The sequence below is a fragment of the Synechococcus sp. BA-120 BA3 genome, assembly GCF_034931285.1.
In the GTDB taxonomy this organism is placed as follows: Bacteria; Cyanobacteriota; Cyanobacteriia; order PCC-6307; family Cyanobiaceae; genus Cyanobium.
In genome coordinates this window covers 1-8,039 of the sequence record NZ_JAYGHZ010000312.1, presented here as the reverse complement: position 1 = coordinate 8,039, position 8,039 = coordinate 1, and the positions used below count along the sequence as shown (strand labels likewise).

The 8,039-nt window shown below is 69.2% G+C and carries 7 protein-coding genes; 4 read left to right on the top strand and 3 right to left on the bottom strand.

The genetic code is table 11. The annotated features are described in order from the left end of the window. Positions 1-1,135 (bottom strand): pyridoxal phosphate-dependent aminotransferase (locus VB737_RS12945; protein WP_500313538.1); only part of this gene is annotated, 1,135 nt, incomplete at its 3' end. Beyond that, complete coding sequence (locus VB737_RS12940; RefSeq protein ID WP_500313537.1) at positions 1,132-2,208, bottom strand: FAD-dependent oxidoreductase; 1,077 nt, start codon at positions 2,206-2,208, stop codon at positions 1,132-1,134. The genes VB737_RS12945 and VB737_RS12940, both read right to left, overlap by 4 nt. Before the next feature lie 356 nt (positions 2,209-2,564). Here VB737_RS12940 and VB737_RS12935 point away from each other — a divergent pair, with 356 nt between their 5' ends. Genes VB737_RS12935 through VB737_RS12920 form a run of 4 tightly spaced genes read left to right on the top strand, consistent with a single transcriptional unit; the run spans position 2,565 to position 7,153 of the window. Beyond that, positions 2,565-5,762, top strand: a complete 3,198-nt coding sequence (locus VB737_RS12935) for a bifunctional diguanylate cyclase/phosphodiesterase (protein ID WP_500313536.1) — start codon at positions 2,565-2,567, stop codon at positions 5,760-5,762. Between the two features lie 4 nt (positions 5,763-5,766). Then, positions 5,767-6,054, top strand: a complete 288-nt coding sequence (locus VB737_RS12930) for a MoaD/ThiS family protein (RefSeq protein ID WP_500313534.1) — start codon at positions 5,767-5,769, stop codon at positions 6,052-6,054. Positions 6,055-6,057: 3 nt separating this feature from the next. Continuing rightward, positions 6,058-6,543 (top strand): molybdopterin synthase catalytic subunit, encoded by a 486-nt coding sequence (locus tag VB737_RS12925; protein ID WP_500313532.1) that lies wholly within the window; start codon positions 6,058-6,060, stop codon positions 6,541-6,543. A gap of 28 nt (positions 6,544-6,571) precedes the next feature. After that, positions 6,572-7,153 carry a pyridoxamine 5'-phosphate oxidase family protein gene (locus tag VB737_RS12920; RefSeq protein ID WP_500313531.1) on the top strand — a complete coding sequence of 194 codons (582 nt, stop codon included), beginning with the start codon at positions 6,572-6,574 and terminating at the stop codon, positions 7,151-7,153. Positions 7,154-7,170: 17 nt separating this feature from the next. Here the strand turns inward: VB737_RS12920 and VB737_RS12915 are convergent. Beyond that, on the bottom strand, positions 7,171-8,039 hold an 869-nt coding region (locus tag VB737_RS12915; protein WP_500313529.1), incomplete at its 5' end, for a molybdopterin molybdotransferase MoeA.

Here is an 8,039-nt window from a genome sequence, read left to right as displayed (position 1 = left end):
CCTCGGAGGTGGCGAAGCTCAGCCGCAGGTGGCCCGCCGCCCCGGGGCCGAACCAGCGGGGGCTCCCCGGCACCACCGCCACCCCATGCTCCCGCCGTAGCCGCTCCACCAGCGCCTCGACGCTCTCGGGCAGCGGCGGCAGGCCGACGAACAGCACAAACGTGGCCGCAGGGGGCTGCACCCGCAGGCCGGGGATCGCCGCCAGCCGGGTGACGGCCTGGTCGCGGCGGGCCCGCAGATGGCGCAGGAAGGCCTCCAGCCACGCCAGGCCGTCGGGGCTGTAAGCCGCCGTGGCCGCCACCTGGCTGAGGGTGGCCACACCATCGATGGTGGAGGGCAGCTCACTGGCGGCCAGAAGCCGGGCGGCGGCCTCCGGATCCGCCATCGCCACGTAGCCCACCCGCAGACCGGCCAGGCCGAAGGACTTGGAGAAGCCATGCACCACCGCCCCGAGGCCGGCCAGTTCCGGTTCCAGGGCCAGCCAGCTGGTGAAGGTGGCCGGCGGGTAGACCACATCGCTCCACACCTCATCGCTCAGCACCCGCAGGCCCCGCTCCAGGCAGAAGCGGCCGAGGGCCTCGAGTTCATCGCGGCGGAAGCAGCGGCCCAGGGGGTTGTGGGGGTTGCAGAGGCACAGCACCCGGGTGCGGGGGGTCACCAGGGCCTCCAGCGCCGCCAGATCCAGGGGGGCCCGGGGATCGATGCGCCACAGCACCGGCACCCCGCCGGCACTGCGGACGGTGTGGGCGAAGAGGAAGTCGACCGGATCCCACACAATCGCCTCGTCGCCGGGCGACAGCCAGTGGCGGGTCAGCAGGGCCAGGCCGGCGGCCGCACTGTTCACCGCCACCACCCCTTCTGGCGGCACCGGCGCCCCCCGCTGCCGCAGGTAGCCGGCCACCGCCTGGCGGAAGGAGGGCAGTCCGCCGGCGGGGCCGTAGCTGAACACCCCGGAGCGGGCGTACTCGGCGATCGCGTCGCGGATGACCGGCGCCGCCGGGAAATCGGGATCGGCGGCGGTGAGCGGGATCACCCCGGGGGGCTGCTCGGCCCAGCGCAGGTTGTGGGCCCGCTGACGCAGCAGCTCGAGCGGCACCGCCCCGTCGCGGAAGCTGTCAGCCAAGCGGTCGCTCATGCCATCAGCGGCAGCTGCAACCGGGTGGCCGAGGGCTGGACGAACGCCCGCGCCATCTGGCGACCGGCCTCCACGCAGCCCAGCAGCGCCGGCCGCCGCTGGCGTTCGTAGGCGCGGAACAGCTCGGGCACATCGGCGGCATCGCGGCAGCCGAGCAGCAGGTCGCTCAGCACCACCGCATCCTCCAGGGCCGTGTTGACCCCCTGGCTGGTGAACGGCAGCAGCGGGTGGGCCGCATCCCCCGCCAGGGCCACATTGCCCTTGCTCCAGCGGGTGGCCGGATCCTCGTCCACCGTGTGCCACACATGGGCGCGGGCCGGATCGGTGGCCGCCAGCACGTGGCGCACCACGGCGGGGAACCCCCCGAAGTGCTCCTCGAGGAAGGCCCCCACCTCGGAGGGCTGGGGGACGGTGAAACGCTGGCTGTCGAACTGCACGAACCAGACCAGCCGGTCATCACCCAGGGGCACCAGGCCGACCGCGAGCCCTCCTGAGGGATCCAGCACCTTGAGGAAGCGATGGCCCAGCTCGGCGGCCACCAGCGGCTGGCGCACGAGGGCGACGATCTCCTTGACCCGGCCCGGGTTGGTCATCGCCCCGCAGCCCAGGGACAGCCGGCAGCTGGAGCGCACCCCATCGGCCGCGACGAAGGCATCGGCGGGGTGGGAGCGGCCGTTCTGGAAGCACACCGCCCGAGCCCGCTCCCGATCCCAGTCGAAGCGCTCGAACGGGTGGTTGTAGTGGACGAGATCGTCAGGGGCGTCGCGCAACAGCACGTTGAGCAGCTGGTGACGCAGCATCGCCACCGCCCCCTCGAGCGGGTGCTCCACCAACACCTGCCCGGAGCAACAGAGGATCTTCACCGACGTGATCGGATGGCCCAGGGTGCCGTGCGGGTCGCAGCCGAGCCGGCGCAGGGCAGCGCGACCGTTGGCCAGCAGGAGAAACCCATGGCCATGGAGATGGGACGCCAAGGCCCGTTCATAGACACGCACGGGACGGCCCTGCTGCCAGAGCCCCCTGGCCACGGCCAGCCCGCAGGCGCCGCCTCCCACCACAGCTGTATGGATCACGGCTGAAGATCCATCGGCATGGTGAAAACATGCCCGCCGATCAGCCAGGGGTGTGCTGACACACAAGGCCACCCAACTGGCGGCCCAACCGCTGACGTTGTGATCCGTACGGCGCCCACGGCCTGAAAGAAGGCATGCCCGCGAATGTTAGGGGCGTGGACAAACCTATCGACGTCGCCGTAGTCACCATCGAGCGCTCAGCGAGCAACCTGAATGATCCCTAAGCTATGGTGAGGAAACCCAGGAGAAAGAACGGCCGGGAAGAAGATCGAATGGTTCCGCCGGGCAGGGAGCCTGGGGCGGCGGGAGGCTTAGCACGCCTTCGGTGGCTAAGGTAAGGCTGGTGAGGGAGGAACATGCGCCGACGCACCACATGGATGATCATCAGTGGAGCGCTTCTTTCGGGCACCTCTCTTCTGATCTTCAACCACCTGCTGGATCAGCGCAGCTCCAACGACTTACGCCGCCAGAATGATCGGATCGCCAGGCGGCTGTGCACCGCCCCGCAGGGCGTCGAGCACAGCTTCGCCAGCCCAGGGCCGCCCATGGCCTCCCTGGGGCTGCAGTCCGTCGCCGAGGCGGAGCTGGCGCACACCCCCGTTCCGGCGGTGATGGCCACTGGGGCCGCGACCCTGAAGGTCAGGCCCCTGGTCTGCCCGCGACGCTTCGGCCGGCTCGTGCTGGTGGTGGCAGACGAACCGAGCCAGGGGAATGCTCTGCTTTTCACCACGGGCCCCGCCCGCCGCCAGGCCCCCGAATGGATCCGGCTCTCCGGGGCGAGCCTGGTCAACCGCGATCCGGAAGGCAACAGGCAGATCCGGCTGGCCCCATGGACCGCCCTGGAGGCGAAGGGGATCGTGAAGGGAGCGCCGGCCGGTTCGCTCTACCGGGTGGGTTTCGGGGATCTGGCGGTGGGGCTGACCCTGGCGCCGGCCCTGCCCAGCCAGGCGGATCGCGTCCGCAACCTCGCCCTGACCCTGGGGCTGCTGGGGATCGGACTGAGCGTGGCGATCGCCTGGCGATCCAGCCAGAACCGCCGGAAGGAGCAACCGGTGAACGGAAGCTTCCGCAAGCACGGCCAGACGTCCTTCCTGACGCACTATGCCCTGGTGAAGGATCTCGAGGCTTCGGCGCTCAGAAAGCACGCGGAGCGCGGCGAAGACGGCTTCCTGGTCACCATGGACTTTCGCTATCTCGAGCGGCAACGCGGCTATCTCAGTGAGGTGGAGATCAACGACATCCTCACCAAAGCCTGCCGCGCCATCGACAAGGGATGGGCCGTGCATCCCGGCTTCAACTTCTACCACGTCTCGAAAAACAAGATCGCCCTGATCGTGCGGGCCTCCGGCAGCATTCCCATCGACGACACCGCCGCTTGTGAGGCACTCCTGGCCCGTCTGCTGGGCATTGTGTCCGGGTCGATTCAGATCTCCAGCGATTCGGTGCTCGTCTGGGACGATGTGATCATCACCGGGCAGCGATTCCAGCTGAGCGCGCCACCCGAAACCCTGCTGACGATGCAGGCCTGCGGGGAGATGCTGGCCGCCGAAGACAGGCGTTCCTACCGCCTGGTGAAGAGCGGAGATGATCTGCTCGTCAAGGACAAGGGTGAGATCAGAAGTCAACTCACGTCCCTGAAGGCCAGCGATCTGGAGCTGCGCTTCCAGCCGATTCTTCAGCTCAGCAACCCAGGCCATTTCGGGCTCGAACTGCTGATTCGATTCCTGCCCCCAGCGCTCAGCAAGCTCGGCACGGGCCACGTGATCCAGCTGGCCCATGACATCGGCATTGCCCACAAGATCGATGCCCTCGTGGTGAGCAGGCTCAACGAGGTGCAGCAGCAGCTCCAGGCGTCGGAGTTTCTGCGTCATCGCATCGAGTATGTCTCCGTCAACATCAGCTCCGATTCCGTCTCCACCGATCAGCGTCTCAACCAGCTGATCGGCCTGTTCAAGCACCATGGCATCGAGAGTTCGATCTTCTGCATCGAGATCACGGAGATGGCCGCCACGGACATCCTGGCGGGATCGGAAGGGGTGACAACGGCTTCGGAACGGCTGATGCGGGAGCTGAACTTCCGAATCTTCATCGACGACTTCGGCTCCGGGCTTTCCAACTACCGGCGCATCAGTGAGGCCTGGTACGACGCCATCAAGCTCGACATTGACCTGATCAAGGGAATCGACCGTTCCTTCCGACTGCAGCGCTATGTCGGCTCCTTCATCGACACGGTCCATGCCCTCGGCAAGACCGTGGTCTGTGAAGGCGTCGAAACCCACAACGAACTCACCGCCGTCATCCGACTGGGAGCCGATGCCCTGCAGGGATTCCTCGTGTCGCGGCCCCTGCCCCTGCAGGAGGTGGAGACGTTCATCCGATCCTCCGACTGGGCGGACCGCGATTCCCTGCAGCAGACGCTGGAGCAGATCCGTGCCACATCACGGCTGCGTGATTCCGGCCATGGCGACGAATTCAAGACGCCCGACCGGAAGATTCCGCTGGAGCGTTACATCATCGACAACTGGTCAAGGCTGCGCAGCTTCGAGGAGTTCGTGCTCCTGTTCGTCAATGAGCTGAAATCCTGGGGCCTGGAGATCTACCGCTTCTCCCTCGCCTTTCTGCCCGATCAGGATGACATCGACTGCAGCCAGTACGTCTGGGTGAGCTCCAAGCCGGGCCTTGTCAGCACCCTGCGCATGGAGCGGGACTTTCTGGAACAGGATGAGCACCTGCGCAGCCCCCTGCATTTCATCGCCACCAGGAGCAAGGTGTTTCGGCAGCAGCTGAACGCCACCAAAGACAACGGCTTCCCGTTTCTGGACTCCCTCAAGGAGGTGGGCTGCAGCGATTACCTCGGCATCCGACTGGACTCGCGCGGGGTTTCCATCCCTGTGCTCACGATCGCCCTGCATGAGGGCAGCGTCTTCAGCGACCAGGAGGTGGAGCGCATCGAAGCGATGAGCAGCCTGCTGAGCCTGCTGTTCTATGCCTTCGAGAGCGAGCGCTCGAAGCGGCTGGCGATGCTGGATCCCCTCACCCAGCTCGCCAATCGCCGCAGCTTCGATTCCTTCCTCAAGGGGAATGTCTCCGCCTCCAGAGCCGCCCAGGTCAACCTGTCCCTGGCGTTGATCGACATCGATCAGTTCAAGGTGGTGAATGATGTTCTGGGCCACGCCTACGGCGACCGCTGCCTCAAGGAGATCGCCGATGCCCTGCGGACGGGTCTGCGGCGCAAAAGCGACTTCGTGGCGCGGCTGGGGGGCGAGGAGTTCGCCATCATCCTGCCCAAGACCGATGCCGATGCCTCCCTGCTCCTGTGCGAGAAGCTGCGCGCGTCGATCCAGGACAAGGGCATCTACCACCCGGGGATCGCCACCGGCAACATCCTCACCGTCAGCATCGGCATCGCCGCCTGGGATCCGAACTCCATGGCCGAGTGCGACGCCGACCGGCTGCTGCAGCTGGCGGACGACTGCCTCTACGAAGCCAAACGGCATGGCCGCAACCGGGTGGTCTGCCGGTCCCTGCACAGCCAGGTCGGTCTCTCCGCCTGACCCCATGACCCACCCGAACGTCCCCCCCGTGCGCGTCCGCCTGTTCGCCGGCCTGCGCGAACGGGCCGGCTGGGGCGAGCGCCTCATCCAGCTCGACGCCCGCCCCGACACCCAGCGCGCCACCGCCTCGGATCTCTGGCGGCAGCTGGCCCTGGGCGCCGGTTCCGGCGAGTCGAGCGGCGAGCTGCCGGCCACGGTCCGGGTGGCCATCAACCAGGCCTTCGCCGCCCCCGACAGCCCCCTGTCCCCCGGCGACGAGGTGGCCTTCCTGCCCCCGATCACCGGAGGCTGAACCATGGCGACCCCCAGCCCCGGGAGCCCATCCCCTCCGATCACGGTGCAGCTCCTGGAGGCCCCCTTCCAGCCGCTGGAGCGGCTGGCGGCCTGGCAGAGAAGCCTGGCTGCCGAGGAGCCCGACGCCACGGTTTCCGCCGCCGAAAGCCACTTCATCGGCCGCGTGCGCCCCACCACCGCCGCCGGCGCGCCCCTCGAGGCCCTCGAACTGGAGCACTACCCCGGCATGACCGAGGCCCAGCTGCGAGCCCTCGCCGAGGCCGGCGCGGCGCGCCACGGGGTGGGCGCGGTGCTGGTGGCCCACCGGGTGGGACGGGTGCGGCCGGGGGAAGCGATCGTGCTGGTGGCCGTCCAGGCCGACCGCCGCGGTCCCGCCCTGCGCTGCGTCCAGGAGCTGCTGGAGGATCTCAAGCACCACGCCCCCTTCTGGAAACGGGAGTGGAGCGGCGGCCGCGGCACCTGGGTGGCCGGCAACACCCCGCTCTGAACCCCTCCCCTTCCTTCGCACCCCTTCCATGGGCCAGTCCAGCGACGCCCTCACGGCCGACCAGATCGGCTTCATCGCCGCCCAGAAGCTCTTCTTCGTCGGCACCGCCACCGCGGACAGCACGGTGAACGTGTCTCCTAAGGGGCGCGATGCGCTGCGGGTGCTCGACGCGCACCGCGTGATCTGGCTCAACCTCACCGGCAGCGGCAACGAGACCGCCGCCCACGTGCAGGTGTGCCCGCGCATGACCCTGATGTTCTGCGCCTTCGAGGGCCCGCCCCAGATCCTGCGGCTCTACGGCCGCGCCCGCACCATCCAGCGCGGTGAGGACGGCTGGGAGGCGCTCTACGGCCACTTCGAGCCCCTGGCCGGTGCCCGTCAGATCTTCGATCTGGCCATCGAACGGGTCCAGACCTCCTGCGGCATGGCGGTGCCCCGCTACAGCTACGCCGGCGACCGCACCGAGCTCGACAGCTGGGCTCGCCGCAAGGGGAACGACGGCCTGGAGCGCTACTGGCAGCGCAAGAACCGCCGCAGCATCGACGGCCTCCCGGCCCCGATTCCAGCCCCGATCCCCGCCCCCAGGACGACGCACGCCAGCAACGACTGACGCCAACGGCGACTGACTCAGAGCAACGGCAGCCGCAGCAGCTGGGCCCACAGCTCGGCGCCGGCCTCCAGGGCACCGACCTCGGCGGGGATCTCCAGCAGCAGGTCGGCCCCCTGCAGCGAGCCGATGCGGGAGGAGGCCTGGCTGCCCTCCACCTGGGCCAGCAGGGCCCCGTCGCCGGCCACCGCCAGCCGGGCCCGGGCCAGCTCGGGCCGGCCGGCGACCCGTTTCAGGGCCGAGGCCAGACGCACCTTCAGCCGCGGCAGCGGCACCACCTCGCCCCCCTCCAGCTGCTGCAGGGCCGGCCACAGCAGCTGCAGGGCCGTGATCGCCGCCGCCACCGGATTGCCCGGCAGGCCGAAGAAGGGGCAAGGCCCCAGCCGGCCGAAGGCGAAGGGCCGGCCGGGCTTGAGGAACAGCTTCCAGAAGCCCACCTCCCCCAGCTCGGCCAGCAGGGGCCGGATCCAGTCGCTGTCGCCGGCCGACACGCCGCCGGTGCTGACCACCACATCGCATCCCTCTGCCAGCTCCTGCAGGGCCCGGCGCAGGGCGGCCGGATCGTCGGCCACCACCCGCTGCTCGCTGACGGGGTAGCCCAGCCGCTCCAGCAGGGCCCGCAGCAGGGTGCCGTTGCTCTCCCAGATCTGGCCCGGCCCCCGGGGCCCGCCGGCCGCCACCAGCTCATCGCCGCTGATCAGCAGCCCCACCCGCGGCTGGAGGCTCACCACCAGCGCCGCCACACCGCAGCTGGCCAGCCTCCCCAGGGCGGCGGCCCCCAGGCGCACCCCGGCCGGCAGCAGTTCGTCGCCGGCGGCGGCCTCCTCCTCGGGGGCGCGGATCCAGGGGTTGGGTCCCGCCTCTCCGCTGAGCACCAGACTCTCGGCGC